Genomic DNA, 25,503 nt, shown 5'->3' with positions numbered 1-25,503 from the left:
CGCCGGAACATGTGGATAAATAAGGCATAGCTGGAGCGTCTCGTCGGGGTCTCCGGGTGCAGATTCCGGGCGGATCGGGCTCGCCCCAGGCGGAAGGTCTGCTAAGAAACTGGCCCCCGATGGCGGCGCTCGCGAAGTTCGGCTACGTCGATCTCGATCTCGAGGTCGATCATGAGGCTCGCACCCTCGTGCCTCCGTCCATGCCGGGCGAGGAGCCGCGCGAGAGCGATCGTCCGACGATGATGCCGGCGTCCGGCTTCGGCGATCGGCCCGACTCGTACGCGCCCTCGGAGTCGGGCGTGTCACCGAAGGACGATCGCGTCGGCGCGATGCGCGAGCTCTACGAACGCGGCGACATCGAGGCGGCGCTCGCGCTCGGGGCGTCGCTCGCGTCGCTCTTCGAACCGGAGAACGGCGAAGAGATCGTGCGCGAGGAGCGCATCGGCGTGGAAGACGACGAGGAGGAGTTCTCTCCGTTCGCCGGCCTCCGCGAGCTCCAGGCGCCGCTCTCCGCCGCCCTCGCGGCCGATGAAGAAGACGCCGAGACCTGACCGCGCGCCCGATCTCGCGCCTGGTCTCGCGCCCGATCTCACGATCGTGGTCGCGACGCTCGCCGCGAGCGCGCTCCTCCTCGGCGCGTGCCGCGACGTCTCGAAGTTCTCGACGCACGACGGCCGCTTCGAGGGTCGCGTCGTCGCGGGCAACCTCGTCCGCGCGGGCATCGGCGACGACACGCGCATGTGCGTCACGCTCGACACCGAGCGCCTCCAGGACACGCCCGGCACGGTGACGACGTCGGACGGGCGTTTCCGCGCCGCTCCGCTGCGGCCGATCCCGCAGCTCTGGCACGATCCGCTCTCCACGCTCACGTTCGGCGACGGGCGCATCCAGAACCTCCTCTACGCCGCGTCGCCCACGCCGCTCGACGGCGGCCAGCCCGAGGACTCGCAGGACGTGTTCGTGATCCTCTCGCTCATGCAGTCGAAGCAGATCGAGGCGCGGCTCCTCCGCGGCGCGCCGCAGACGGACGCGGGTGTGTCGCCGCCCGGCGTCGCGACGCCGATGTTCGCCGTCTTCCAGCTGCAAGAAGAGCCCGGGCCGTGCTCGTTCTAGGGATCGAGTCGTCGTGCGACGAGACCGGCGTGGCGATCGTCGACGAGACCGGCCGGGTCCTCGCCGACGTCGTGCAGAGCCAGGTCGATCTCCACGCGCCGTACGGCGGCGTCATCCCCGAGCTCGCGTCGCGCGATCACCTGAAGAACCTCGGCCCCGTCCTCCACGACGCGCTCGCGAAGGCGGGCGTCGGGCTCGATCGCATCGACGGGCTCGCGGTGACGAACCGCCCCGGCCTCGTCGGCGCGCTCCTCGTCGGCGTGCAAGCGGCGAAGGGCCTCGCGTGGGCGACCGGCATCCCGCTCGTCGGCGTCGATCACCTCGTCGGTCACCTCGGCGCGGTGTTCTTGAGGCGGGGCGCCGAGAGCGACGGCGCCGGCGCGAGCGCGGAGGAGCCGCCCGCGTTCCCGTTCGTCGCGCTCCTCGCGTCGGGCGGGCACACCGCGATCTACCGCGTCGACGGGCCGCTCGCGAAGGACGTGCGCGAGCTCGGCGCGACGCGCGACGACGCCGCGGGCGAGGCCTTCGACAAGGTCGCGAAGCTCCTCGGCCTCGGCTATCCGGGCGGGCCGGTCATCGATCGCCTCGCGAAGAAGGGGAACGCGAGCGCGGTCCCGCTCTCGCTCCCGATGGGCCACACGCGGACGCTCGAGATGAGCTTCTCCGGGATCAAGACGCAGGTCGCGGCGATCGTGCGCGAGAAGCCGCCCCGCTCGGAGCAGGAGCTCGCGGACCTCTGCGCGTCGTTCCAGAGCGCGGTGACGTCCGTGCTCGCGAAGAAGCTCCTCGCCGCCGCGCGCGCGGAGCGCCTGCGGCCCGAGAGCCCCGACGTGCGCACGGTCGTCATCGGCGGTGGGGTCGCGGCGAACAGCGAGCTCCGCGCGCGCGTCGCGGCGCTCGCGGCGGAGCACGGCATGCGCGCGGTGCTGCCGGAGCTCGCGAGCTGCACCGACAACGCGGCGATGATCGCGTGGGCGGGGATCGCGCGCCTCCGCGCCGGCGAGCGCGACGGCCTCGACCTCGTCGCGACGAGCCAAACCGCGCTGCCGCGGACGACGCGGAAGGGTCGCGGCGCGCGCTAGGTCCCGCTAGGTCAGCGGCACGCCATCATGAAGCCAGCGACGAAGGCGACGCCCCAGAGGGGGAGCAGAAGCTTGAGAAGCTGGTCGCGGTCCATGGCGGCGCCCTCTGGTAGAGCAAGTCCCGCGCCGCGGCCAACTTTTTCGCTCCTCGCCATTTTCCGCGGGAATTCAGAGGTGATCGTGTCCGATCGACGACAGTCGTTCGGCCGAACATGATCGAAATGTCAGGCCTGATCGGAGCGCGCAGGCTGGGCGCCTGCCTCCTCGCGTTCGAGGACGAGGATCGGGATCTCGGCCGGGCAGCCGAGGCGGAACCCGAACCAGTGGCCGAAGCCGGAGGTGGTGTAGAGGCGGCTCGTCCGCCCTCGCTTCCCGGGCTTCGCGTAGGCGCCCCACCAGCCGACCGTCGCGTCGAGGAGCTCGAAGAAGCTCTTCCCGAGGAACCCGAGCTGCCCGCCGTGCGTGTGACCTGCGAGCGTGAGGTCGAAGCCCTCCTCCGCCGCGGGCCCATGCCCCTCGGGGCGATGCGACAGGAGGAGCCGGAAGTCGGCGTGGGCCGGCGCGCCCTTCGCCGCGGCGCGGACGGTGGGGCGAAGCCGCGACGCGAGGTCGCCGCGCATGTGCACCGGATCGTCGGCGCCGCCGACGTACAGCGTCGCGCGGCCGACGCGCACGCTGCGGCCGCTGCCGACGAGGAGCGGCACGTCGCTCTGCTCGTAGGCCGGCCGAGACTCGGTGATATGGTGATATTCATGGTTTCCTAGGCAGGCGTAGGCGCCGTAGCGCGCGTTCGCCTCCGTCACCATGCGGAGCGCGGCGGGGATGAGCGAAGGGTCGTCGGCGAGATCGCCGGTGAGCACGATGAGGTCGGGGCGCGCGGTGATCATCGCGTCCGCGAGCGCGCGCCGGAGCTCGACGAGGCCGCGGCCCGCGCCGAGGTGGACGTCGCTGAGCTGGAGGATGCGGAGGCCCTCGAGATCGGGATGCAGGCCCGCGAAGCGGAGCGGGATGTGGCGCACGATCGGCGCCGCCTCGGCGGACGCGAAGCCGCTCGCGCTCGTCGCGGCGGTGAGGGCGGGCAGCGCGAACAGCGCACGACGCGAGAGCGCGTTCGGCGGAGCGCCGCGCCGCGCGACGAGGCGATCGGCCGCCGCGACGACGGGCATCGTCAGCGACGCGGGGAAGAACGTGAGCACGCCGACGTACGCGACGCCGGCCCCGACCCACACGATCGACTCGAGGCCCGCCGCGCGACCGCCGACCCACACGAGCACGCCCGCGACGAGCGCCCCGAGGAGCCCGAGCGCGAGCCGCCGCGCACGCGTCGACCGCCACCACGCCGGCTGCACGACGCGCATCGCGAAGAAGAGCGGCACAGCGAGCACCACGATGACCAGCAGCGTGAGCGACGCAGGAAAGAAGGTGGGCATCCTCGCTCAGACCAGCCGCTTCGCCGGCTCCGGAAACCCAGGCCCCACCGCCGACACGCTCACGGCCGAGGCAGACAGCGACGCCGCGCGCTCAGGCACCGCGACCGACGGCGACGCCGCGCGCGCCGGCGGCGTCGCGCGTTCCGAAGCGAGCTGAATCTCTTGGACCAAGAGGGCGTCGGCGCGTTCGAGGGTGGCGGCGCGGCGGAGCTTCTTCGCGGCGGCGACGAGGGCGGCGACGACCGCGACGAACGCGAGCGCGACGCCGATCACGGTGCCGCGCTCGCGTGCGCGTGAGCCGATGCGGCCTTCGAGGCCGCCGGCGGCGTGGACGTCGGCGCCGCGCACGTACACCGCGGTGCGGCTCACGATCGGCGGCGCGTTCGTCAGGCGGCGCGCCTCCTCGCGCGCGTCGTGGCCGATGCCGCGCGCGGCGAGGAAGCCGACGTGCGGCTCGAGCGTGCCGCCGCGCATCGCGTCGAGACGGAGGTCCTCCTTCGCGTGAGCGTCGATGATCTGAACGGTGATGCCCGCCGCGATCGGCGCGCCGAGCGGGACGGTCCGGCCCGGACCGAGGGCGGCGGGTTGCATGAAAGATACACGTATCGTGCGCCCTTCGAGCGCGAGCGGCTCGACGCAGAGCGCGGTGACGCGATCGTCCTCCGTGATCGCGGTGACGCCGGGCGTCGCGCGGAGGAGCTCGCCGGGAGGGAGCGGCACCGCGAGCGGGATGCGGCCTCCCTGGAAGTCGGCGACGGCGTCCACGTTCACGACGTAACGCGCGTCCCAGGCGATCCCTTCCTCCGTTCGGTGCGCGGTCGCGATCGCGCCGGCGAGCGGCACCTCGAGCTGGCAGGCGGCGGCGAGGAGGAGGGCGCTCATTGGACGATGTGATCGATCCCGCCGCTGAGCGGCGTGTGCTCGGGGAAGATCGGTGCCGCGATCGCGGCGAGCTGCACGAGCGTGAGGAGCTGCATGCCGAGCGTGACGAGGACCGGGAGCAGCGTCGCCGCCTTCGAGGCGCCCTCCGGCACGCGCTTGATCGTGCCGCGGACGAACATGATCGTCCCCGTCGCGAGCGCGAGGACGGCGGAGCCGAGGCCCAGCATCGGGCCGCCCCACGCGCTCGAGTGGTAGTAGAGCGCGACGATCGGCGCGAGCACCGCGAGGACGAGCGTGCCGCCGAAGACACCGCCGGAGAAGCCGAGCGCGAGGTCGCTCCCGCGCACCGGCGCGCCGCTGAGGCGCCACGCGAGGAGGCCCGCCGGCGCGGCGAACGCCGACGAGAGCAGGATCACCATCGGGACCTTGTAGAGGTTCGCGATCGCGATCCCCGCGGTCGCGCTGCCGGCGGCGGCGCCCCACGCGCCCGCGAACACGCACGCGGCGAGGAACGCGAGGACGACGAGCTGGAGACGGCGCGCCGGGCCGGCGTCTTCTCTCGGGATCGGACGGCCGCACGCGATGTCGAGGAGGGTGACGAGCGTTGTCATGCGCTCATCGTGACCGGCCGAGATGGATGGGCTTCGCGCGCGGCGTGAAACGTGGATGAAAGGCGCGCTCGCCGTTCGCGCGGCTTCGCGGGTAGGGCGACGCGCTCGCTATTCGCGTGGCTTCGCGGGCAGGGCGACGCGGAACGTCGCGCCCTCCGAGCGCGCCTCGACCGAGCCGCCGTGCGCCTCCGCGATCGCCTTCACGAGCGCGAGGCCGAGGCCGGTGCCGCGCCCTTGCTTGCGCGCGCTGAAGAAGCGGTCGAACACGCGCGGCAGATCGGCGGGCGGGATGCCGGGACCGGAGTCGGAGACCTCGAGGATCACGCTCGGGCCCGCGCCGTCCGCGCGCGCGTCCTCGCGCTCCACGCGCACGCGCACGCGCACCTCGCCGTCCTTGCCCGCGAACGAGGCCGCGTTGTCGACGAGGTTCCGCACGAGCGAGTCGAGGCGCGTCGCGACGCCGACCACGATCGCGTCCTCGACCACCTCGACCTCGTAGCGCGCGTCCTCGCGCGCGGAGGTGATCCCCTTCGCGAGCGCGCCGAGGTCGACGTCGCCGCGGTCCTCGTTCGGCATCCCCGCCTCGGCGCGCGCGAGCTCGAGGAACTGCGAGACGAGCGCGTCGAGCTGCGCGCTCGAGTCGGCGAGGATCTTCGCGATGCGGGCGGCGCGCTGGGCGTCGGCCCCGCCGCTCGCCGCGAGCGACTCCGCCGCGGAGCGGATCGCGGCGACGGGGTTCTTGAACTCGTGGACGAGGTCGGCGGCGAAGGCCTCGTTCGCGCGCCGCCTCTCGTCGAGCGCGCCGAGGAGGTCGTTGAACGCGACGGCGAGGTCGCGCACCTCCTCGCCGCCGCGAAGGTCGATGTCCGCACGCGGGTTCGCCGCGCGCGCCTTCTCGAGGACGCGATCGCGCAGCCACTCGATCGGGCGCGCCATCCGCCGCCCCATCCACCACGCGAAGAGCAACGTGAACGGCAACATCATGATCGACAGCCGCGCGAGGTGATAGCGAAGGTCGTAGAGCGCGCGCACCGCCCGGCGCGACGACTCCTGCGCGTAGACGACGTGCGGCTCGCCGCCGATCGTCGCCGCCTCCGCGGCGTGACACAAAAGGAGCTTCCCCGCGGGCGACGTCCGGCACCCGGTCCGGATGTTCGCCTCCACCGTCGGCACGCTGAGCACGCTCGCGCGATGGGCGGTCCCCTCCGGCAGCGGCGGCGGCGCGGGCGGCTCTGCCTCCGCCCACCCCGTGACCGCGACCACCTCCTCGCGCTTCACGACGGGGCCGAGCGTCTCGTCGAGCTCGCGGAGGGTGGGCGCGCCGTCGGGTCCGAAGAAGAGCGTGCCGACCTGGTGAACGACGTCGGTGCCGCGGTCGGCGTCGGCGTCGACGACGACGGTGCCGTCCTTCTTCACCACGCGGATGCGCGTGCCCCACCGCGCTGCGACGGCGGTGACCGCCTCGCTCACGCCCGGCGCGTCCGGATCGGAGCCGAGGACGGCGATCGTCTCGTCGACCGCCATCCGCGTCTCCCACTGGAGCTTCCCGCCGATGTCGCGCTCCATCAGGCTCCACCCGATCACGATCGCCTGCGGGAGCACGAGCATCGCGAGCGCGATGAGCAGCGCGTTCGTGCGGAGCGAAGCGGGCCGGAGCCGCGTGGGGAGGCGCGGAGCTCCGTCCACTCAGTCCTTCCAGCGGTACCCGGCGCCGATGACGGTCTCGATCCGATCGAACGACGCGTCCACCACCTCGAGCTTGCGCCGCAGGCGCCGCACGTACGTGTCGATGATGCGCTCCGCGACGACGGAGTCATCGCCGCGCACGAGCTCGAGGAGGCGGTCGCGGCTGAGGACGGTGCCCGCGCGCGTCGCGAGCGCCTCGAGGAGGCGGAACTCGGTCACGGTGACGACGATCGGCGTCCGCGCGTAGAACACCTCGAGCCGGCCGGGGTAGAGCTCCAGCGCGCCCTTCGCGATCGGCCGCTCGCTCTGGGCGGAGGAGCGGAGCGCCTCGCGGCGCAGGAGCGACGCGACGCGCGCGAGGAGCACGCGCGTCGAGAACGGCTTCGCGACGTAGTCGTCGGCGCCGAGCTCGAAGCCGAGCGTCTCGTCGATCTCGTCGTCGCGCGACGTCAGGAGCACGAACGGGACGCCGTCCCCGCTCGCGCGGAGCTTCCGGCACAGCGAGAAGCCGTCGAGCCCCGGCATGTTCACGTCGCTCACGACCGCGTCGGGCCGATCGGCGAGCACGCGGTCCATGCCGCGCGTGCCGTCCGTCGCGGTCAACACCTCGTGCCCTGCGTCCTCGAACGCGAGCGACAGAGCGTCGAGGAGCGATGCGTCGTCGTCGATGAGCAAGATGCGCGGCACGGGCTCTCCGGAAGATACGGCCGCGCTCGCGCCCGCGCCGGTGAAACGCGTGTGAAAGTCAGAATGCTCCCGAGCCTCGGCGGCTCCGGGTGGGTAGCGCCGTTCGCAGCGTGCGCCGGAACAGCCGGAGCTCGGCGCGGGCGTGCCACATCGGACTCCGCCACGGGCGCGTCGCGTTCCGCTCGAAGAGGCGGTGCGAGAGCTGAGCGATCGCGTGGTCCGCGAGCGGCGCGGCGACGAAGAGGAGCGGCTGCCGGAGCAAGACCCCGGCCGTCGCGAGCCCGAGGAACGAGGCCGTCGCGACCGCGTGCCCGATGCGCGTCGCGCGCCGCGAGTGCATCTCCTCGTACCGAGGCCAGAACTCCTCGAAGGTGGAGACGGCGTAGGGATCGGTGCTCACGCCGCCTCCGCGAGCGCGCGCTCGACCGCGTGGACGGCGTCGGCGTTGCCGGTGCCGAGGCGCACGTCGTGGGCGGCGGGGAAGCGATCGAGGTGATCGACGAAGGAGCGGACGACCTCCTCGTCGATCCGCCGCGCGCGCATCCCGAGCCCGAGCGCGGCGAGGTAGGCGGCGTTGAGCTCCTGCTCGCCTTGGTGGCGGAGCGGCACCGAGAGCACGGGCTTGCCGAGGTAGAGCGCCTCCGCGATCGTGGTGAAGCCGCCGTTCGCGATCACGCCGCGCGCGCTCGCGAGGTCGGCGACGAAGCGCGCCTCGTCGAACGCGCGGAGCTCGACGTTGCGGACGCGACCGACCGCGCCGGCGCCGTACACGACGAAGGGGACGTGCGCGTTCGCGAGGAGCGCGGGGACGAGGCGCCGATCGCCGTTCGCGCTCTGATAGACGACGACGTGCTCACCGCGCGTGGGCCGCGCTGCGGCGACCTCGGGACGGACGACGGGCCCGACCAGCGTCGTCTTCGCGCTCCGCGGCGGCGGGAAGAAGAACGACGTCACGACGAAGTGCGCGCAGCGCGGGGTCTTCACGCGGACGAACGCGCGCGCGGCGCGGAAGTCGGGCGAGAGCCGCTCCGCGATCGCGCGCGGGTGGCGACAGCGATCGAGCACGTGTTGGTGATCGAACGACACGATCGGGAGGCCCCACGTGCGGCCCACCGCGTACGCGAACGAGTCGAAGTCGGTGACGACCGCGTCGGGCCGGAGGTCGCGGACCTCACCCAGCGCGGCGCGCACGTTGCGCCGCAGCGCGTGCGGAGCCGCCCGAGCCACCGTCGCGACGCTGCGCGCCCGCAGCACCGCGCCGTCGCGGTACGCGAGCGCGAGCCCGTCGATCGCGATCGTCTCGATCCCGTGCCCGCGCAAGATCGGCACCGCCCGGCTCGACGTCGCGACGCACACGCGATGCCCGCGCGCCTCGAGCCCGCGCACGAGCGCCCGCGCCCGCATCGTGTGCCCCAACCCTTCGCCCATCACGCCGTAGAGGATCTTCATCCCCTCCACTCTGCGCGACCACCTTGAAGCGGCGCGGTACCCGGCGTGAAACGGAGATGAAATCGCCTCCCTCGCGCGCGGGCGTCAGGGCTGCGCGAGCTGGTTGTACTTTGCCTGCATCAGGGCGCCGAGCTCGAGGCCGGTGCCGGTGAGGAAGGTGTAGTCGGCGGGGAAGTTCTCGCGGTGGCGCGCGCGCGAGCCGTCCGGGAACGCGCCCTCGCCTTCGAGGATCGTCGTCGTCGTGTGGCGCGTGCCGGCGTGCTGGTGGCAGCCGATGCAGTTCGTCTTCGCGTTGTGGACGCCGTCCTCGAGGTACGGGTTCGAGCACCACGTGCGGGGGCCGAACTTGCGCGTCGCGTCGATCGCGGCGGCGAGGGTGTCGTCGGAGAAGGAGCTCTTGCGCGGCTGCGTGCCGTCGTCCTCTTCGTCGAAGTCGACCGTCGCGCACATCTTGTAGCTCGCGAACGGGCCGGTGAAGTCCTCGCTCGGGCGGTCGGCGCCGAAGTCGGCGTCCGGCCGATCGGACCAGAAGAGCGAGACCCACGCCCAGTCGCGGAGCTCCTTCGACATGATGTGGAGCGCGGCGAGGCGCATGCGCGCGCCAGAGGGGAGCGTCATCGTGTAGATGGCGTCGGCGGCGGGCGCGACCGTGCGCGGGGCGGTCCCCCACTCGCCGGCGGTGAGCTTCTCCTCGAGCGTCGTCGCGTCGGTGTCCCACGCGTCGAGCGGGAGCGACTCCGGGACCCAGCGCGCCTTCACGACGACCGCGCCGGGCGGCATCTCCTCGCCGACGCACGGCGCGAAGTTCGTGTCGCTCGGCGGCGGCGCGTCGGCGGCGGGGACGTTCCCGATGCAGCCGAGGACGCTGTCGTAGTGGGCATAAAGATGCCCCACGAGCTCGGGGCTCATGAGCACGCGCTCGGGGCCGCCGAGCGCGGCGTCGCCGTTCGCGTCGAGGTGCGCGCGGCGATCGGCGAGGCGCTCCGGCGTGCCGTCGGGCATCGTCATCGCGCGCTCCGCCTCCCACGCGAACGCCTCGTCGATCTGCTCGGCGGTGGGTCGCTTCTTCGCGAGGAGGTCCTCCTTCGCGGTCCGCCGCAGGATGCGGTCGAACATCGGGAGGAACTCCTCCTTCGCGTACCAGGTCTGGAAGCGCGGGATCGTGCGCGTGCCGCCGTCGACCTTCACCGGCTCGAGGACGCGCTTCGCGATCTGCCACGCCGCCGCGCGACGCTCGCTCTGCGAGGAGCGGAGCGCGGGGAGGCGATCGCGGAGCTCGAGGTCGGCGGGATAAGGGGCGCCGCGTCCGACGAGGAGGCGGTCGGTCGGGTTCATCTCTTGCTCCGCCGTGCCGGCGCTCTCGTTCGAGAGGCTCGTGCACGCGCCGAGGCCGACGGCCCCGGCCAGCGCGAGAAGAAGACCGACCGAGCGGATCAAGCGCCCTCGGTCCTCACTCCGCCGAGAGGCGGAGGGCCACGTCGCTCGCGACGAGCGACTCCTTGCCGGTGTTGTCCTTCACGAGGAAGTAGAGCCAGCCGTCCGCGCGCCAGTGCGGGAAGAGCGCCTTCTGGCCGGCGCGGAGCTTCGTGAGCTGCACCTGACGGCCGGTCTTGAGGTCGTGGACGAAGATGTTCGCGGTGCCGATCGGGAGGCCGGCCGGGTTCGCGTTCGGGTCGACGTACTGGTGCACCGCGATGAAGCGCTCGTCGAACGAGAGCTGGGGCTTGCCGCCCTGGAGGCAGATCGTGCCGAGGACCTTCGTCTCGACCCGCACGCTCGGGAGCGCGCTCGCGCCCGCGTCGCCGGTCGGCGCGCCGAAGCGCGGGGTGACGCTGCGAATGCGGAAGCCGGCCCGGCCCGCCTTCTGGCCGAAGCGCGTGATGAGGAGCGTGTTCGTCGGCGACATCTGCTGGTCGCCTTCCTGCGGGATCTTCACCTGGACGTTCTGGCCCGGCACGTACTTCGTGCCGTCGTTGAACATCGGCGTGAGCGTCGTCGTCGCGTTCGCGCCGAAGGAGGCGCCGAGCGGGCCCGAGCTCGAGCCCGAGTCGTTCGTGTGCGCGCCCGTGGCCATGAAGTAGAGCGACCCGTCCACCGACGCGCCGATCGACTGGTAGACCGTGTCGATGATCCTCGTGCAGGACGGCTCGTTGAACGTGATCCTCTGACCCGACGCGAAGGCGTCGTGGATGACGCTCGAGCGACACACGCGAATGCCGCCGCCGCCCGCGCCGGCGTACGTGAAGCCGTCGTTGTTCGGGAAGAAGCCCGGATCGTAGGGCGCCTGCACCGAGACGTACGCCGCGGTCGCGGGCGCGTCGAGGTCGATGATCTTCGACGGCGAGCCGCCGACCGCGGCGAAGCGGCCGTCGGGCGAGCTGCGAACCCAGAAGCTCGTGCGGAACTCGAGCTTGCGGAGCTCGCGGAGCGTCTGCGTCGTGCCCTCGACGCCCATCTGTTGCGTGAGGTCGGGGAGCGACGTCAGGCAGTCGACCGGGTTCTCGGCCGCGCCGCAGAGGGCCATCGGCGTGCTCGCGGCGGCGAGGCGCGCGCCCCAACCCTCCGTCTTCATCCGCTCGATGTGCGCCTGGAGCTCGGGCGTCGTGCTCGGCACGCACTCGGCTTCGCCCGGCGGCGCCATGACCTCGTTGATCTTCGGGAGGCCGCGGTCGGCCCACTTCGCGACGAGCGCGTACTCGTCGGCGGTGAAGCCGGGGCGGTTGAACGCGGGCATGCCGGCGGCGGTCTTGAACTCCTTGAAGCGGAGCTCCCACTCGTCCTCGGGGTACGCGGCCTTGAAGAGCGCCTCGAACTCCGCGAGGTGCGCCCCGCCCGAGTAGAGACCGAGCTTCTCGGCGGTGAACCACGACGTCGCGTCGGTCTTGTCCTGACGGAGGCAGTCGATGCGCTCGAGCGCGGTGAGCGGGAGCGCCGGAGCGAGGCACTCGTCCTTCACGGCTTTGTAAGCGGCGCCCCAGCGGAGGATGTCCTCCTTGCCCGCGGTGTGGCACGTCGAGCACTTCGAGCCTTCCGCGCTCAGGAGCTGCGAGGCCTTCGACGCGAGCTCGAGATCGGACAGCTCCGGCGAGACGCGGACCTCGGAGGCCGAGTCGGCGCCCTCGTCGTTCGCGGTGCAACCAACTGCGGCGATCGCGGCGAATGCCGGCGCAGCGAAGAGAACGAGCCCAAGACCAACGCGCATGGAGCCTCCGGAGGCGACGAAATGGGGGCCGAGTGACCGACCCTTGGCGAGGTGGTGGGCGTAGCGCATTGTGCGCACTGGTCAAACATGATCCGACATGTGGCCGTTGCGTTTCGAAACGCATCGCCTCTAGCAATTTCCATGGGTTAGCGCTGGGGGCGAGTCCAACCCCACGCATCCACTGCGCAAATTGCGCAAGCTTCTTCAGAATTTCGACCTGGCTGTCAGCCCGCGACCGCGTGGGAGCGGACGGCGCCGGGCGACGGAAGCCGCGCGCGGGCGAAGGCGTGACAGAGCGCGGCGGGCGAGCCGTAGCCGACCGCGCGCGCGACGGCCCCGCCGGCGACTCGATGTGCCGCGCGCGCGGCTGCGGCAAGTGCTCGTTCGGCGCGTGCCTGATGTTCTGACGTTCGGCGCGCCGTCTCAGCTCAGCGAACGGCGCCGGCGGCGCGGAGCGCGGCGATCTCGTCGTCGGCGAGGCCGCCGTCGCGCAGCACGTCGTCGGTGTGCTCGCCGGAGCGCGGGGGCGCGGTGTGCGTCCGGTCGGGCGCGGTGAGCGGCGTGCGCATCTGCGCGATCGGACCCCACGGCGAGGCGAGGTCGAAGAACATCTTCCGCGCGGCGAGGTGCGGATCCTTCATCGCCTCCTCCGGCGAGAGGATCGGCTCGAGGCAGCAGTCGCGTTCACTTGCAAACTGCACCCACTCGGCCTGCGTCTTCGCCGCGAACACGGCGGCGAGCTGCTCCTTGAGCGCGGCCTGGTGCTCGCCCGGCATCAGATCGCTCATGTCGACCTCGCGCCCGATGCCGGCGCAGAACTGCAGCCAGAACTTCGGCTCGAGCGACGCGAGCGCCATCGCGCGCCCGTCCTTCGTCGCGTACGTCTGGTACGGCGCGATCCCGCCCGTGAGCGCCTCGTTCCCGCGCTGCGGCGGCTGCTGTCCGAAGAGGAGGCCGAAGCCCGCGATCGCGAACGGCATCGCCGTCTCGATCATCGCGACGTCGACGACACGGCCCGCGTTCGTGCGCGTGCGCTCGAGCAGCGCGCCGAGGACGCCGACGACGGCGTAGAGCGCGCCCGAGATGTCGGCGAGCTGGAAGCCCGGGAGCGCGGGCGGGCGATCGGCGGGGCCCTGCTGGCCGAGGACGCCGGCGCGCGAGACGTAGTTCAGGTCGTGCCCCGCGCGCTGCGCGAGCGGGCCGGTCTGGCCGTAGCCGCTGATCGCGCAGACGACGAGGCGCGGGTTCGCCTCGAGGAGGGCGGCGTGCGAGAGGCCCAGGCGATCGAGCACGCCGGGGCGGAACGTCTCGAGCACGACGTCGTAGCTCTTCACGAGGCGGAGGAACGCGGCCTTCGCCTCGGGCTTCTTCAGGTCGATCACCGCGCTCCGCTTGTTGCGGTTCAGCGCGAGGAAGATGCTCGACGTCGCCTCGGTGCCCTCGCCGCCGGTGACGTGCGGCGGCATCACGCGGAGGTAGTCACCGCCCGCCATGTCCTCGATCTTGTCGACCTCTGCGCCGAGGTCCGCGAGGACCAGCGTGGCGTACGGCCCGGGGAGGAGCCGCGACAGATCGAGGACACGAATACCGGCGAGCGGCGTCACCGCGTCAGCTCACTTGTAGCCGAAGAGCTTCTGCAGCTTCATCGCGAGCATCTGGTTGCCCGCGACCTTCAGCTTGCCCGCGAAGAACAGCTGCATGCCGTTCGCCTGCGGGTTCTCGATCAGCTTCTGGAAGTCCTCCGCCGCGATCGTGATCGTGCAGTCGGCCGCCGCGTCCGTGCCCGGCTTGCAGCTCGGGCCCGACGACGTGACGTCGATCGTCCACTCACCCTCGCCGGTCACGTTCATCTGGTACTTCGCGCCGATCGTCTTCGCGTCCTCCGCGTTCTTCTCGAGCGCAGCGGGAAGTTCCTCGTTGAACAGCTTCTTGATATCGACCGCCATCGGCGTCTCCTTCGAGATGAGTGGGACCAAACTGAATGACGGTTCAGCGAGTATCAAGCGTGCCCCACACCGTCAAGGGACGCCGCGCCGCACGGCGGTCCTCCGGTGCTGGACGCGCGGCCCGCGCGGTGGTTTCGTCCCGCGCGATGCGGCGCGGTCTGGTCTTCCTCGTCCTCACGTCGGCGGTCCTTGCCGCCGTCGTCGCGTGCAGCGAGTCGTCGCCGAGCGCCGGGCCCGGCGGCACGAGCGCGGTCCCGCGCTTGCCCGACGGCGCGGCGATCCTGCCCGACGGCGCGCCGAACGAGAGCGTCGCGTGCCCGCTCGCCCGCGCCGCGGCCTCGTGCAAGGTGCCCGCGGACCTCACCGGCGTGCAGCTCGGCTCCGCGTGGGCCACCACCGACGAGGACTGCAAGACGACGCTCTACATCGCGAAGATCGCGGACGAGGTCACGTACACGCTCGCGCGTTACACCGCGACGTCGATCGTGCCGACGTGCGAGCTCGTCCGCGACGAGGCGTTCACCGCCGGCGAGCCGGGCGACTACCTCGCCGCGGACGACGACGGGAACGTCTACACGTCGTCGCCGACCGGCGTCGTGTCGCGCATCGCGCCGCTGCCCGCGGTGCCGTGCGAGAGCGACCTCGACACCGCCGCGAGCGATCTGCGGCCGACCGCGATCACGATGCTGCGCGACGGAACGCGCGGCTACGTCGCGTTCGCGAAGCTCGTCGACGGCGCCCCGGTCGAACGACGGATCGCGAAGCTCGAGCCGACGCCGGCGGGCTGCAAGGTGACCGCGATCGCGCTCGGCCAGCCGGCGAAGGGCAGCATCGACGGGCTCGCGATCGACACGAAGGGCCGCCTGCACGTCGTCGATCACGGCGAAAAGGACAAAAACGAAGACCGCGTCGCGATCTACCTCCCGACCGGCGAGTACGTGACGGAGTACCGGACCGGCGGCGGAGGCAAGCCCCTCGTCGCGGTGAAGGGGATCACGCCGTGCCGCGGCGGCCTCTGCGTCGAGGACGACGGCATCGCGGTCGCGGTCGACGAGAACGGCGCCTACCGCGCGGAGGCGCCGTGGATGCCGACGGAGGCGACGAGCGCGCACGTGTTCACCGGCACGGTGCGGGGGCCCTTCTTCTCGGTGTCGGGCGCGAGCGGCGGCGAGAAGATCCTCGTCGACCTGCTCGCCGAGCACGAATAGACAGAGAGCATGGGTCTCCTCGACGACAAGGTCGTGATCATCACCGGCGCGGGCAACGGCATCGGCCGGTCGCACGCGCTCGCCTTCGCGGCGGAGGGCGCGAGCGTCGTCGTGAACGACGTCGGCACCGCGCGCGACGGCGCCGGCGACGCCTCGGAGGCCGCCGCCGACGCGGTGGTGAAGGAGATCGAGTCCGCCGGCGGGCGCGCGGTCGCGAGCTACGAGTCGGTCGCGACCGCGGGCGGCGCGCAGGCGATCGTCGCGCTCGGGGTCGAGACGTTCGGCAAGGTCGACGTCCTCGTGAACAACGCGGGCATCCTCCGCGACAAGACGTTCCTCAAGATGGACGAGGAGATGTGGGACGCGGTCATCGCGGTCCACCTCAAGGGCACGTTCCTCTGCTCGCAGGCCTTCGCCGCGCACGCGGTGAAGCGGGGGGGCGGAGGGCGGATCGTGAACACGACGAGCGTGAGCGGCATGCTCGGCAACTTCGGGCAGGCGAACTACGCCGCGGCGAAGGCGGGCATCTACGGGCTCACGCGCACGATCGCGATCGAGCTCCAGAAGCATCGCATCACCGTGAACGCCCTCGCGCCGATCGCGAAGACGCGGATGACGGAGGACCTCCCCACGTTCCAGAACGTCGACACGATGACGCCGGAGCACATCACGCCGGCGGCGCTCTTCCTCGCGAGCGATCTCTGCGGCGACAAGACGGGTCACGTCCTCGCCGTCGCCGGCGCGCGCATGTACGCTTTCAAGGTTGTCGAGTCGGCGGGGAAGTTCAAGGACGGCGCGAGCACGGTGTGGACCGCCCAGGAGATCGCCGACAACTGGGCGTCGATCATGAAGGTGTGATGAGCGAGACGCAGTCGCAGGTCATCCCCGCGGTCGGGATGCCGCCGGAGGAGCAGAAGGCGATCCTCGAGCTCTACGATCGGCTCGAGCGCATCGATCACTACGCGCTCCTCGGGGTCGCGGCGACGGACGACATCAAGACGATCAAGCGCGCGTACTTCCAGAAGGCGAAGGAGCACCACCCCGATCGCTGGTTCCGAAAGGACGTCGGCGCGCTGAAGCCGAAGATCGACGCGATCTTCGCGGCGCTCGCGAAGGCGGAGGCGACGCTCGGCAACGCGACGGAGCGCGCGGCGTACGACGCGTACTTGAGCGCGCGCCTCAAGACGCGCATGCATCGCCGCCAGGCGAGCGCGCTCGAAGCGGCGAAGGAGTGGAAGCAGGCGGCGGAGATCTGGGGCCGCGTCGTCGAACAGCTCCCGACCGACGCGTACGTGCAACATCGCTACGCGTACACGCTCCTCCGCGCCGGCATCGAGCACCCCCTCGCGATCGCGGCAGCGCAGCGCGCGATCGAGCTCGACTCGACGCGCGCCGACTACCGCATCACCGCCGCGAGCCTCCACCTCGCCGAAGGCCACGACCGCACCGCCCTCGCCCAACTCGCCCTCGCCTGCGAGCTCGCGCCGGATCGCCCCGACCTCGCCGGCCTCCACGCCGCCCTCACCGAACGCGTCGCGCGCCTGCGCGAATGAGCGGGCCAAGCTGCGCCGGCGGGCGCGAGGTCGTCGCGGATCACGGCGCGCCGCGGGCTGAGCTACCGAAGGAAGAGAGTGTCGAACCACGCGAGGAACGCGGCCGCTGGGTCGGGCAGTACCTCGAGATTCCGCACCAGGTGACCGTACCCGCCCGCCGCGGTCGCGTCGCGCCACACGCTGCGAACTTTCAGCGCGGCCTTCGGCAGGTCCCGTTCTCTGAACTCAGCCCCGTGGCTCTCGCGCGCGGTGCGCGATACGTCGTGAGCAAACTCGTACGTCGGTGACGGTGAGAGCACGGCGGCGACGAAGGTCTCCAGCGTCCCGTGGGTCACGTTGTCTGGCCACATCCAGATGCCATAACGTCCGTCCACGACGGCGCCCTCCGACGCTGGCGCCGGAGCGCTGAGACCGAGCGCTTTCAAGCGTCCTTGAACGGATGGCCACTTGTCGTTGTCCGGGAGGTCCCGGTCGAGCACGAGACCGACGCGTACGTCGGGTCTCCCCTTGGTCTCGTTGACGTAGTCGTCGAACGCCTTCAGCGCCCAAGCGTCTCCCGCGTCCGGAAGTGTCCTCACGAGTCTCGAGTCCGCGATCTTGAGACCGCGCATCTTCGCGACCAGCGCGTTGATGAACGCTCCGTCGTCCGGACCTTCGACGAAGAGTGCGTCGAGCTTGGTCAAGCCCCGCGTCATCAGCGGGGCTCCAGCGCGAGATCCGCGTACTCGCCGATGCGGCGAGCTGAAAAGCGAACGCTCTCTTGGCGACCTGCTTCGAGTCGGTGAACGCTGACGTCTTCGGCGAGGACGGGCGCGGACCGATGCACCTCGCCCAGACCTTCGAGGCAGTCCTTCGAATGCGTGGTCGCGAAGACCTGCACGTCGAGCGCACGCGCGGTCTCGATGAGGAAGCGCCAGAGCCGTGGCATCACCGACCAGTGCAGTCCAATCTCGATCTCGTCGAGCAGGAGGAAGCCGCCTTCCGCGAGCGCAAGATTGAGCGCCAGCGTGAGGATACGAGAGACGCCTTCGCCCAATGTGCCCAGCGGGACGGGAGTCGTCGCACCGCGAAGGAGGACCTTCGCATTGGCCATACCTCCGCTCTCGGAGATCGCGATGCGCTCGACGCGCGGATCGACCATCCGGAGCGCCTCGACGATACGCTCCTCGCGCGGCGTGAGGACGACGCCCGACCAGAGCCGCGCGAGCTCGCGCGGGAAGAGGCGGTCCGTGGTACCGAAGACGACCGGAGGCTTGAGTCGCAAGCCGTGGCCGACGAACTTCGCGGGATCACCAGCTCCAAGGGTGCCGTCCGCCGAGATGGGCAGCGGTGGCATCATTCCGTTGGATAGGCGTCCTCCGGTACGCTCCATTTCGAGCAGCAGCCCCCCCGGAACGAAGGGCGCTCCGAGCTCCGTCGGCACCTTCCTCAGGACCCGACGAAGCTCCCAACGGCGATCGCCCTCCGCGCGTAGAGTGAACGCGGCCCCGTCTTCGAGACGATGACCGTGGAACCAGTGCGCGACGTCTATCTCGACGACCCGCTCGCCCGCTCGCTCGCGTCGCTGATACTCGCCACGCTCGTACGACGCACGGTACAGGACGTAGGGGCTCTCCTCCGAGAGGGTGGCCTCAATGGCTTCGAGCAGCGCGCTCTTCCCCGAGTTGTTGGCGCCGACGATGAGGTTGACGCGCGTCAGGCCCTCGACGCGAAGCTGATCGAAGCAGCGGAAGCCTTCTACCTGGACCACGCGAACCGCCGGCATCGAGCGGATCTTACCTGGCTGGGGGCTGGGTTGTGGACGCGGGGATGGAGGAGAGGCTGGGGAGCGGGCGTGAGGCGGAGCGAAAGGCTGATCCTCGCGACGCCGCATACCGAAGGCGTTGCGGCGGGCTGGAGTGTCGTGCGCGCCTAAAATAAGAAAGCGAAATCATGGTGTTGGGGTTTGGGGGCCGGGGAGCGGGACGCGGGGCTTCGCGGGTCTTGCGGTCGGGGCGTGGCAGCGCAATGAAGGGGCAGCATGACTCTCCGCTTCGAAGGCACGTTCACCGCGCTCGTCACTCCGTTCAAGGACGACCAGTCGATCGACTGGGATGCGTTCGACAAGCTCGTCGATGGGCAGATCCAGGCGGGGATCACCGGCATCGTGCCGTGTGGCACCACCGGCGAGAGCCCCGCGCTCGATCACGAAGAGCAGCTCGAGCTGATCAAGCGATGCGTGAAGCTCGCGAAGGGCAAGTGCATCGTCCTCGCCGGGACCGGCACGAACTCGACGAAGAGCACGATCGCGAACAGCCAGGCCGCGGCGAAGGCCGGCGCCGACGCGGTGATGGTCGTCACGCCGTACTACAACAAGCCGACGCAGGAAGGGCTCTACCAGCACTTCGTCGCGACCGCGGCGTCGATGGAGCTGCCGCTCGTCGTCTACAACATCCCCGGGCGCAGCGTGATCGACCTCACGACCGACACGCTCGCGCGCATCTGCGACACGGCGAAGAACGTCGTCGCGGTGAAGGAGGCGACCGGGAACGTCCTCCGCGCGCAGGAGAACGTGCGCCGCCTCGGGTCGCGCATCAACGTGCTCTCGGGCGACGACACGCTCACCCTCCCGATGATCGCCGTCGGCGCGAAGGGGGTCATCAGCGTCACCTCGAACGTGCTCCCCGCCGAGGTCGTGCGCGCGACCAAGCTCGCGCTCGAGGGCCGCATGGAAGAGGCGCGGCGCGAGCACCTCGCCCTCTGCAACGTCCACGAGGCGATGTTCATCGAGGCGAACCCGGCTTGCCCGAAGGCCGCCCTCGCGCACATGGGCAAGATGAAGGACGTCGTCCGCGGGCCGCTCGCGCGGTGCAGCGACGCGGCGCGCGCGAAGGTCGTCGCCGTGCTCCAGGCCTACGAGTCGCGGAGCAAGGGCGGCTGACGCGTGGCGACCGAACGCATCGCCGTCCTCGGCGCGAACGGGAAGATGGGGCGCGCGGTGGTGCGGCTCGCCCACGCGGCCAAGCTCGAGGTCGTCGCCGCGATCGGCGCGGGGGACGACGTCGGCAAGGACGCCGGCGAGCTCGCGGGCGTCGGCGCGATCGGCGTGAAGGTCACCGCCGACCTCGACGCCCTCGCGTCCTCGAAGGCGCAGGCGCTCGTCGACTTCTCGACGCCCGCGGTCGTCGCGCGCGCGGCCGAGGTCTGCGCCGCGAACGGGATCGCGATCGCGAGCGGCACGACCGGGCTCGACGACGCCGGCAACCGCGCGCTCGACGCCGCGGCGGCGAAGGTGCCGGTGCTGTGGGAGCCGAACATGAGCGTCGGCGTCTTCGTGCTCTCGGACCTCGTGAAGAAGGCGATCGCCGCGCTCGGCCCCGACTTCGACATCGAGATCGTGGAGGCGCATCACCGCCTCAAGGTCGACGCCCCGAGCGGCACCGCGCTCCGCCTCGCCGAGGTCGCGAAGGCCGCGCGCGACGAGTCGGCGAAGGACCGCGAGAAGTCACGCTTCGTGACGGGACGCGAAGGCAAGCCCGGCGCGCGCGTGGCGAGCGAGATCGGCGTCCTCGCGATGCGCGGCGGCGACGTCATCGGCGATCACCAGGTGCACCTCCTCGGCGACGGGGAGCGCATCGAGCTCACGCACCGCGCTTCGAGCCGCGACCTCTTCGCCCGCGGCGCCCTCCGCGCGGGGCGCTGGCTGATCGGCAAGCCGGCCGGGCGCTATCGCCTCGGCGACGTGCTGGCGTAGCGAGAGCGGCACTCAGAACGCGTCGGCGCCCCCTCTCGCGGGGCCCGGGGCGCCGGAGCGCGCCCCCTCTCGCGGGGCCCGGGGCCGCGGAGCGCCCCCCTCTCGCGGGGCCCGGGGCGCCGGAGCGCGCCCCCTCTCGCGGGGCCCGGGGCGCCGGAGCGCGCCCCGCGCGCGGAGAGGCCCCGGCGGGAGAGCTCGAGAGGGCAGAGCCCTCTCGAACAAGACAGATCTCAGAACGCGCCGGAGAGCGAGAGGCCGCCGCCGCCGAGGCCGAACGTCGGGGTCGCGCGCACGTTCTTGAGCGGCTTGTTCGACGCCGCCGCCTTCGCGTCGCCGCCGAAGAACAGGAAGTAGGCGCCCGCGCCGAGGAGCACCGCGCCGAGGCCGCCCGTCACCCACGCGACGGTGGAGAAGGTCTTCGAGTCGGAGTCGAGCTGGCAGACCTGGCTCTCGTTGCCGCGGCTCCCGCAGAACGACTTGATGTCCTGCCCCTCCGGGATCAGGTGACGCAAGCTCTCGCCCTCGTCCTGCGCGCTCTTGTACTTGAACGCGAAGACGACGGAGATGACCGCCGCGCCGACGCCGAGCGCGGCGAGGCTCCCGCCGATCACGGTGTGGGTCGGGAAGGGCTTCTCCCCTTTCGCCGGCTCGCCCGGCGTGACGGCGCTGCCCTCGAGCGCGAGATCGACGACCTGCTCCTTGCCGGCGGTGACCTGGACGTTGCGCTTCTGCGTGGCGGCGCCGCCCGCGGTCGCGACCTCGACCGAGTGCGTGCCGGGCGCGAGCTCGATCCGCGCGCTGCCGTTCGTGAGCGGGACGCGCTTGTCGCCGTCGACGACGACCTCGCCGTTCTCGTTGCCCATCTTCACGACGATCGTGCCGACCGCGCTGCCGCCGAGGCGCTCGAGGATCGTCTGCGCGCGCGCGCGGAGCGTGTCGTCGTTGCCGTCCTTCAGGTTCTCCGAGTACGTCTCGCGGACGACGGTGTCGGGCTTGCTCTTCTGATAGAGGTGCACCTCGGCGGTGACCTCGCCCTTCTGCGGGCCCTTCGTGACGTAGCCGAAGATGAAGCGCTCCGTCTTCAGGTGCTCGGAGATGCGCTGCTCGCAGTCGGCGGGGATCGGCTTGGTCGGGCAGCGCAGCGCGGCGGTGAGCATGCCGAGCGACTGCGTCGTGTCGGTCAGCGACCAGCCCTGCGAGTTGCGGATGCGCGACTTCAGCGCGTTCGTGAGCGCGTCGGCTTGCTCCTCCGCGTCGTCGGAGTCGAGCGCGAGGACGGCGACCGACACCGTGTGGGCCGTCGACTGGTCCGCGCGCGCGACGCGCGGCGAGACGACGACGGCGAAGAGACCGAGCGCCACGAGCGCGACCCATCGACGAAACATCCGCCCAGAGTATCTTGGTTTCGCGACCGCGATCAAAACCGTAGGCTCGGACCTACATGCGCATCACGGGTGGTGTCCTCCGATCGCGCGCGCTCGTCGCGCCTCGCGGCCAAGAGACCCGCCCGACGTCGGATCGCGTGCGGGAGGCGCTGTTCTCGATGCTCGTGTCGGACGGGGTCTTCGACGTCGAGCCGGGCCCGCGCGTCCTCGACCTCTACGCCGGCTCCGGCGCGCTCGCGTTCGAAGCGCTCTCGCGCGGCGCGCGCGAGGCCGTCCTCGTCGAGTCGGCGCGACCGGCGGCCCTCGCGATCCGCGACAACGCCGCTGCGCTCGATCTCGTCGCGCAGGTCACCGTCCTGACCAGACCGTGCGAGCGCGCGATCGACGAGGTGCGCGGCCCGTTCGATCTCGTGCTGGTCGATCCACCGTACGCCGGCGTGCGCGCGAAGGGATTCTCCGATCTCCTCGCGCGTGCGGCGAAGCACCTCGTCCCCGGCGGCGTCCTCGTCCTCGAGCACGACGCGAAAGACGAGCCCGCTCCGCCGGAGGGCCTCTCCCTCGATCGCCGCCGCCGCCACGGCGACACCGTTCTCTCGTTGTTCCGCCGAACGTAAATCATCCGTATACTTCGCGTCCTTCGGTTCCCATGGCTTCCAAGGCTCCCCCCCCTTCGTCTCCGGCTGGCGTCCCGAGCGGCAACGGCAAGTACATCGGCATCGCTGTCGTGCTCGTCGCGATCATCGGCGGCGTGAGCGTCTGGAAGCTCACCCAGAAGCCGCCGGAGCCGGTGACGACGATCATCGACGCGGGGCCGCCCGCACCTTCGGTCACGTACACGGGGCGCAACCCGGAGGACGACATCGGGCTGCCGCCGCCGGTGGTCGACGCGGGACCGGCGAAGGTCACGAACAGCAGCGGCGGCGCGCAGCACGGCGCGAGCCAGTGCGACGTGAAGCAGTGCAACGGCAAGTCGACCTCGGAGCTCGAGACCGCGCTGAACTTCCGCGTGCGCCAGGCGCACCGCTGCTACGACAACGCGCTCGGGCAGGACCCGACCCTGCGCGGCAAGATCGTCGTCGCGGTGCGCGTCGGCGCGAACGGCACGACGTGCCCGAGCGGCGTCTCGATCGCGAGCAACGAGATGGGCTCGTCGACGGTCGCGCAGTGCGTCGCGGGGTACTTCCGCGGCGCGAGCTTCTCCGCGCCGCAGGGCGGCTGCGTCGACATCAACATCCCGATCAACTTCGTCCCGCGCCAGTGACCATGCGCGCGCGCGTCATCGCCGGTCTCGCTCTCGCGCTCGTCGCGCTCTCCGTCGCGACCGCGTGCGTCGACGGCGTGACGCCGGACTGCTCGACCGCGTCGGTGTGCGCGCCGATCGAAGGTGAGCCGCCGAGCCTGCCGGACGCGAACGCGCCCGAGGCGTCGACGCAGGAGGACGCCGGCGGAGTCGACGCAGACGCCGACGGCGGATGAAGAGCGGCGTCGCCGCGATCGCGGCGCTCCTCGTGCTCGTGCTCGCGTGCGGTGAGTCGCGACGCCCGATCGGCGACGAATGCATCCGCGACGAGGACTGCCTCTCCGACGTCTGCGCGGCGCGCGTGTGCGCGCCGGCGCCGGGGCTCGTGAGCGGCGCGAGCAACCCGCCGCCGCCGGAGGAGCCGCGCATCCCCACCGACGGCGGCGCGACCGGCATCGCGGACGCCGAGAGCGACTCATGACCGGCGTCCTCGTGCGCGTCGCTTACGACGGGACGGCCTTCTCGGGCTGGGCCGCGCAGCGCGGGCGGCGCACGGTGGAGGACGTCCTCAAGGACGCGATCGCGACGGTCGATCCGAAGGCGAGCGGGCCGCGCGGCACGAGCCGCACCGACGCCGGCGTGCACGCCGAGAGCCAGATGGCGGCGTTCGACGCGGAGCTCGCGCTGCCGCCGCGCGGCTGGGTGCTGACGTTGAACAAGGTGCTGCCGGACGACCTCGCGGTGCGATCGGCGCGCATCGTGCCGGCGGGGTTCACGCCGCGGTTCGCGAGCAAACGGAAGCGCTACCGGTACGATCTCCTCCTCGACAAAGTGAAAGATCCGCTCCTCTGCAACAGGACCTGGCGGATCGGCTACGACATGGACATGGCCCGGATGGAGCGCGAGGCGAGATCGATCGTGGGGACCCACGACTTCGGCGCGTTCCGCTCCGCCGGCGATCAGCGCACCGACACGACGCGCACGATCCACAGCGTCGAGATCGCGCGGTCGACGGAGGATACGCGGCGGTGGAGCGTCGCGATCGAAGGGACCGCGTTCATGTACAACATGGTGCGGATCCTCGTCGGCACGCTCGTCGACGTCGCGCGCGACCACCTCCCGGAGGGCACCGTCGCGCGCGCGCTCGAAGGCAAGGACCGCCAGCTCGCCGGCGCGACCGCGCCGGCGTGGGGGCTCACGCTCGCGCGCGTCGATCTCGATCTCCCCCCCGACGCCGGTGAGCCATGGCCGCCGTGACCAACGCGCGCTCGGCGGTGGTGCGCGCCGCGAACGCGGACGAGGGGCCCGCGGTCGCGAGCCTCTGGCGCGAGCTCTGGGACGTGCACGAGGGCTGGGGCGGCTACGCGGGGACGCGCGACCCGCGCGTCTATGAGCAGCTCGCGGTGCGCCTCGCCGACGACGCGCGCGTGCGCAGCGGGCAGCCGGTGCTCGGGCGCCACGTGCACCTCGTCGCGCAGACGGAGCTCGGCATCGTCGGGCAGGTGGAGGGCTGGTTCGAGCGTCACGGCATCGACGAGACGACGCCGTTCACGTGCGAGGTCCGCTCCCTCATCGTCTCGGCGCGGACGCGCTCGCGCGGCGTGGGGCGCGCGCTCCTCGACGCGCTCGCGCAGATCGCGCGTCACATGAGCCGCGGCACGCCGGTCGTGATGGCGGCGGAGGTCCTCGAGCCGAACCCGGCGCACTCGTTCTACGCGAAGGTCGGCTACGCGCCGGTCGCGTGGACGGCGCGCGTGACGACGGACGGCGCGGACGATCACGTCGCGACGCACGCGGGCGGCTTCTGGGCGCGCCTCGCGACCGCGGACGACGCGCTCCCGATCGCGCTCCTCGATCCCGCGCTCGCGAGCCGCCGGCGGCAGCAGGGGGACGTGCGCTTCGATCGACCACGCGCCGTCGACGCGACCTTCGTCGGCGCGCTCGCCGCGCACCTCGCGCGTCCGGTCGGGACCTTGGATCAGTGCGAGCTCGTCGTCGTGGACGAGCGCAACGTCGTCCGCGGCAGCGCGAGCCTCACCGTGACGTCGCTCGATCCGCCGTTCCTCCCCGCGCGCCGCGGCCTCCTCGGCCGCTTCGCGGTCGACCCCGCGCTCGACCCGCGCCCGCTCGTCCTCCCGCTCGTCCGCCTCGGCCGCCGCCTCGCCCGCGAACGCGGCGCCGCGACGCTGGAGCTCACCGATCTCGATCCTCCCCAGAGCCCCCTCCACACCGGCGCCCTCGCCGCCGGCGCGCGGCCCTGGTCCCGCATCGTCGAGCGCTTCGCGTGAGAACGAAT

The 25,503-nt window shown here is 71.7% G+C and carries 28 protein-coding genes; 14 read left to right on the top strand and 14 right to left on the bottom strand.

What is annotated here, in order from left to right; all coding sequences use genetic code 11:
- Positions 1–119: 119 nt before the first annotated feature.
- Genes KF837_13610 through tsaD form a run of 3 tightly spaced genes read left to right on the top strand, consistent with a single transcriptional unit; the run spans position 120 to position 2,195 of the window.
- On the top strand, positions 120–551 hold the full coding sequence (locus tag KF837_13610) for a hypothetical protein (protein MBX3228351.1): 432 nt from the start codon (positions 120–122) through the stop codon (positions 549–551).
- A complete protein-coding gene (locus KF837_13605) occupies positions 529–1,113 on the top strand; it encodes a hypothetical protein (protein ID MBX3228350.1) in 585 nt (194 codons plus the stop codon). The genes KF837_13610 and KF837_13605 overlap by 23 nt, the downstream gene beginning before the upstream one ends.
- Positions 1,101–2,195 (top strand): tRNA (adenosine(37)-N6)-threonylcarbamoyltransferase complex transferase subunit TsaD, encoded by a 1,095-nt coding sequence (gene tsaD, locus KF837_13600; protein ID MBX3228349.1) that lies wholly within the window; start codon positions 1,101–1,103, stop codon positions 2,193–2,195. Before KF837_13605 ends, tsaD begins: the two co-directional genes overlap by 13 nt.
- Before the next feature lie 224 nt (positions 2,196–2,419).
- On the opposite strand, the gene KF837_13595 is transcribed toward tsaD, so the two are convergent.
- The 11 genes from KF837_13595 to KF837_13545 all read right to left on the bottom strand — a co-directional run bounded on the left by KF837_13595 (position 2,420) and on the right by KF837_13545 (position 14,088).
- Positions 2,420–3,625 carry a metallophosphoesterase gene (locus tag KF837_13595; GenBank protein ID MBX3228348.1) on the bottom strand — a complete coding sequence of 402 codons (1,206 nt, stop codon included), beginning with the start codon at positions 3,623–3,625 and terminating at the stop codon, positions 2,420–2,422.
- A 6-nt stretch (positions 3,626–3,631) separates the two neighbouring features.
- The gene (locus KF837_13590) at positions 3,632–4,507 is read right to left on the bottom strand and encodes a hypothetical protein (GenBank protein MBX3228347.1); all 876 of its coding nucleotides are present in this window, start codon (positions 4,505–4,507) and stop codon (positions 3,632–3,634) included.
- Complete coding sequence (locus KF837_13585; protein MBX3228346.1) at positions 4,504–5,118, bottom strand: hypothetical protein; 615 nt, start codon at positions 5,116–5,118, stop codon at positions 4,504–4,506. The genes KF837_13590 and KF837_13585 overlap by 4 nt, the downstream gene beginning before the upstream one ends.
- A gap of 108 nt (positions 5,119–5,226) precedes the next feature.
- Positions 5,227–6,804, bottom strand: coding sequence for a HAMP domain-containing histidine kinase (locus KF837_13580; GenBank protein MBX3228345.1), 1,578 nt, complete (start codon positions 6,802–6,804; stop codon positions 5,227–5,229).
- Positions 6,805–7,491: a response regulator transcription factor gene (locus KF837_13575; GenBank protein ID MBX3228344.1), complete on the bottom strand. Its 687-nt coding sequence runs from the start codon at positions 7,489–7,491 to the stop codon at positions 6,805–6,807.
- A gap of 58 nt (positions 7,492–7,549) precedes the next feature.
- Positions 7,550–7,891, bottom strand: a complete 342-nt coding sequence (locus KF837_13570) for a DUF962 domain-containing protein (GenBank protein MBX3228343.1) — start codon at positions 7,889–7,891, stop codon at positions 7,550–7,552.
- On the bottom strand, positions 7,888–8,940 hold the full coding sequence (locus KF837_13565; protein ID MBX3228342.1) for a glycosyltransferase: 1,053 nt from the start codon (positions 8,938–8,940) through the stop codon (positions 7,888–7,890). Before KF837_13565 ends, KF837_13570 begins: the two co-directional genes overlap by 4 nt.
- 84 nt (positions 8,941–9,024) lie before the next feature.
- Entirely contained in the window at positions 9,025–10,377 is a 1,353-nt protein-coding gene (locus KF837_13560) for a hypothetical protein (GenBank protein MBX3228341.1), read from the bottom strand.
- Between the two features lie 13 nt (positions 10,378–10,390).
- Positions 10,391–12,142 carry a hypothetical protein gene (locus KF837_13555; protein ID MBX3228340.1) on the bottom strand — a complete coding sequence of 584 codons (1,752 nt, stop codon included), beginning with the start codon at positions 12,140–12,142 and terminating at the stop codon, positions 10,391–10,393.
- Between the two features lie 428 nt (positions 12,143–12,570).
- Positions 12,571–13,746, bottom strand: a complete 1,176-nt coding sequence (locus KF837_13550) for a CoA transferase (GenBank protein MBX3228339.1) — start codon at positions 13,744–13,746, stop codon at positions 12,571–12,573.
- Between the two features lie 9 nt (positions 13,747–13,755).
- Positions 13,756–14,088, bottom strand: coding sequence for an SCP2 sterol-binding domain-containing protein (locus KF837_13545; protein ID MBX3228338.1), 333 nt, complete (start codon positions 14,086–14,088; stop codon positions 13,756–13,758).
- 146 nt (positions 14,089–14,234) lie between these two features.
- On the opposite strand from KF837_13545, the gene KF837_13540 reads away from it, so the two are divergent.
- Genes KF837_13540 through KF837_13530 form a run of 3 tightly spaced genes read left to right on the top strand, consistent with a single transcriptional unit; the run spans position 14,235 to position 16,849 of the window.
- The gene (locus KF837_13540; GenBank protein MBX3228337.1) at positions 14,235–15,296 is read left to right on the top strand and encodes a hypothetical protein; all 1,062 of its coding nucleotides are present in this window, start codon (positions 14,235–14,237) and stop codon (positions 15,294–15,296) included.
- A 9-nt stretch (positions 15,297–15,305) separates the two neighbouring features.
- Positions 15,306–16,154 carry an SDR family NAD(P)-dependent oxidoreductase gene (locus tag KF837_13535; GenBank protein ID MBX3228336.1) on the top strand — a complete coding sequence of 283 codons (849 nt, stop codon included), beginning with the start codon at positions 15,306–15,308 and terminating at the stop codon, positions 16,152–16,154.
- The gene (locus KF837_13530; protein ID MBX3228335.1) at positions 16,154–16,849 is read left to right on the top strand and encodes a DnaJ domain-containing protein; all 696 of its coding nucleotides are present in this window, start codon (positions 16,154–16,156) and stop codon (positions 16,847–16,849) included. Before KF837_13535 ends, KF837_13530 begins: the two co-directional genes overlap by 1 nt.
- Before the next feature lie 62 nt (positions 16,850–16,911).
- Here KF837_13530 and KF837_13525 read toward each other — a convergent pair whose 3' ends face one another.
- Together KF837_13525 and KF837_13520 are read right to left on the bottom strand one after the other, a co-directional pair.
- A complete protein-coding gene (locus KF837_13525) occupies positions 16,912–17,532 on the bottom strand; it encodes a hypothetical protein (protein MBX3228334.1) in 621 nt (206 codons plus the stop codon).
- An 11-nt stretch (positions 17,533–17,543) separates the two neighbouring features.
- On the bottom strand, positions 17,544–18,614 hold the full coding sequence (locus tag KF837_13520) for an AAA family ATPase (protein MBX3228333.1): 1,071 nt from the start codon (positions 18,612–18,614) through the stop codon (positions 17,544–17,546).
- 255 nt (positions 18,615–18,869) lie between these two features.
- On the opposite strand from KF837_13520, the gene dapA reads away from it, so the two are divergent.
- Positions 18,870–19,769, top strand: coding sequence for a 4-hydroxy-tetrahydrodipicolinate synthase (gene dapA / locus KF837_13515; GenBank protein ID MBX3228332.1), 900 nt, complete (start codon positions 18,870–18,872; stop codon positions 19,767–19,769).
- 45 nt (positions 19,770–19,814) lie between these two features.
- Positions 19,815–20,582: a 4-hydroxy-tetrahydrodipicolinate reductase gene (gene dapB / locus KF837_13510; protein MBX3228331.1), complete on the top strand. Its 768-nt coding sequence runs from the start codon at positions 19,815–19,817 to the stop codon at positions 20,580–20,582.
- A 230-nt stretch (positions 20,583–20,812) separates the two neighbouring features.
- On the opposite strand, the gene KF837_13505 is transcribed toward dapB, so the two are convergent.
- On the bottom strand, positions 20,813–21,967 hold the full coding sequence (locus KF837_13505) for a carboxypeptidase regulatory-like domain-containing protein (protein MBX3228330.1): 1,155 nt from the start codon (positions 21,965–21,967) through the stop codon (positions 20,813–20,815).
- A gap of 56 nt (positions 21,968–22,023) precedes the next feature.
- Between KF837_13505 and rsmD the strand changes: the two genes are divergently transcribed.
- The 6 genes from rsmD to KF837_13475 are packed head-to-tail and all read left to right on the top strand — an operon-like array spanning position 22,024 to position 25,495.
- On the top strand, positions 22,024–22,581 hold the full coding sequence (gene rsmD, locus KF837_13500) for a 16S rRNA (guanine(966)-N(2))-methyltransferase RsmD (protein ID MBX3228329.1): 558 nt from the start codon (positions 22,024–22,026) through the stop codon (positions 22,579–22,581).
- Between the two features lie 32 nt (positions 22,582–22,613).
- A complete protein-coding gene (locus tag KF837_13495) occupies positions 22,614–23,228 on the top strand; it encodes an AgmX/PglI C-terminal domain-containing protein (GenBank protein ID MBX3228328.1) in 615 nt (204 codons plus the stop codon).
- A 2-nt stretch (positions 23,229–23,230) separates the two neighbouring features.
- Entirely contained in the window at positions 23,231–23,443 is a 213-nt protein-coding gene (locus KF837_13490) for a hypothetical protein (protein ID MBX3228327.1), read from the top strand.
- Positions 23,440–23,688, top strand: a complete 249-nt coding sequence (locus KF837_13485) for a hypothetical protein (GenBank protein MBX3228326.1) — start codon at positions 23,440–23,442, stop codon at positions 23,686–23,688. Before KF837_13490 ends, KF837_13485 begins: the two co-directional genes overlap by 4 nt.
- Positions 23,685–24,464, top strand: coding sequence for a tRNA pseudouridine(38-40) synthase TruA (gene truA, locus KF837_13480; protein MBX3228325.1), 780 nt, complete (start codon positions 23,685–23,687; stop codon positions 24,462–24,464). Before KF837_13485 ends, truA begins: the two co-directional genes overlap by 4 nt.
- A complete protein-coding gene (locus KF837_13475; protein ID MBX3228324.1) occupies positions 24,452–25,495 on the top strand; it encodes a GNAT family N-acetyltransferase in 1,044 nt (347 codons plus the stop codon). The genes truA and KF837_13475 overlap by 13 nt, the downstream gene beginning before the upstream one ends.
- The last annotated feature ends 8 nt before the right edge of the window (positions 25,496–25,503 follow it).

Origin of the sequence: Labilithrix sp., assembly GCA_019637155.1 — a bacterium.
Classification (GTDB): domain Bacteria; phylum Myxococcota_A; class Polyangia; order Polyangiales; family Polyangiaceae; genus Labilithrix.
This window is presented reverse-complemented; position numbering and strand designations above follow the sequence as displayed.

What these genes read in the sequence shown, in the direction of transcription:
- KF837_13610 (MBX3228351.1), top strand. Translation starts at nt 120, where the DNA reads ATGGCGGCGCTCGCGAAGTTCGGCTACGTCGATCTCGATCTCGAGGTC.
- KF837_13605 (MBX3228350.1), top strand. Translation starts at nt 529, where the DNA reads ATGAAGAAGACGCCGAGACCTGACCGCGCGCCCGATCTCGCGCCTGGT.
- KF837_13595 (MBX3228348.1), bottom strand. Translation starts at nt 3,625, where the DNA reads ATGCCCACCTTCTTTCCTGCGTCGCTCACGCTGCTGGTCATCGTGGTG.
- KF837_13590 (MBX3228347.1), bottom strand. Translation starts at nt 4,507, where the DNA reads ATGAGCGCCCTCCTCCTCGCCGCCGCCTGCCAGCTCGAGGTGCCGCTC.
- KF837_13585 (MBX3228346.1), bottom strand. Translation starts at nt 5,118, where the DNA reads ATGACAACGCTCGTCACCCTCCTCGACATCGCGTGCGGCCGTCCGATC.
- KF837_13565 (MBX3228342.1), bottom strand. Translation starts at nt 8,940, where the DNA reads ATGAAGATCCTCTACGGCGTGATGGGCGAAGGGTTGGGGCACACGATG.
- KF837_13555 (MBX3228340.1), bottom strand. Translation starts at nt 12,142, where the DNA reads ATGCGCGTTGGTCTTGGGCTCGTTCTCTTCGCTGCGCCGGCATTCGCC.
- KF837_13545 (MBX3228338.1), bottom strand. Translation starts at nt 14,088, where the DNA reads ATGGCGGTCGATATCAAGAAGCTGTTCAACGAGGAACTTCCCGCTGCG.
- KF837_13540 (MBX3228337.1), top strand. Translation starts at nt 14,235, where the DNA reads ATGCGGCGCGGTCTGGTCTTCCTCGTCCTCACGTCGGCGGTCCTTGCC.
- KF837_13535 (MBX3228336.1), top strand. Translation starts at nt 15,306, where the DNA reads ATGGGTCTCCTCGACGACAAGGTCGTGATCATCACCGGCGCGGGCAAC.
- KF837_13530 (MBX3228335.1), top strand. Translation starts at nt 16,154, where the DNA reads ATGAGCGAGACGCAGTCGCAGGTCATCCCCGCGGTCGGGATGCCGCCG.
- KF837_13520 (MBX3228333.1), bottom strand. Translation starts at nt 18,614, where the DNA reads ATGCCGGCGGTTCGCGTGGTCCAGGTAGAAGGCTTCCGCTGCTTCGAT.
- dapA (MBX3228332.1), top strand. Translation starts at nt 18,870, where the DNA reads ATGACTCTCCGCTTCGAAGGCACGTTCACCGCGCTCGTCACTCCGTTC.
- dapB (MBX3228331.1), top strand. Translation starts at nt 19,815, where the DNA reads ATGGGGCGCGCGGTGGTGCGGCTCGCCCACGCGGCCAAGCTCGAGGTC.
- KF837_13505 (MBX3228330.1), bottom strand. Translation starts at nt 21,967, where the DNA reads ATGTTTCGTCGATGGGTCGCGCTCGTGGCGCTCGGTCTCTTCGCCGTC.
- rsmD (MBX3228329.1), top strand. Translation starts at nt 22,024, where the DNA reads ATGCGCATCACGGGTGGTGTCCTCCGATCGCGCGCGCTCGTCGCGCCT.
- KF837_13495 (MBX3228328.1), top strand. Translation starts at nt 22,614, where the DNA reads ATGGCTTCCAAGGCTCCCCCCCCTTCGTCTCCGGCTGGCGTCCCGAGC.
- KF837_13490 (MBX3228327.1), top strand. Translation starts at nt 23,231, where the DNA reads ATGCGCGCGCGCGTCATCGCCGGTCTCGCTCTCGCGCTCGTCGCGCTC.
- KF837_13485 (MBX3228326.1), top strand. Translation starts at nt 23,440, where the DNA reads ATGAAGAGCGGCGTCGCCGCGATCGCGGCGCTCCTCGTGCTCGTGCTC.
- truA (MBX3228325.1), top strand. Translation starts at nt 23,685, where the DNA reads ATGACCGGCGTCCTCGTGCGCGTCGCTTACGACGGGACGGCCTTCTCG.
- KF837_13475 (MBX3228324.1), top strand. Translation starts at nt 24,452, where the DNA reads ATGGCCGCCGTGACCAACGCGCGCTCGGCGGTGGTGCGCGCCGCGAAC.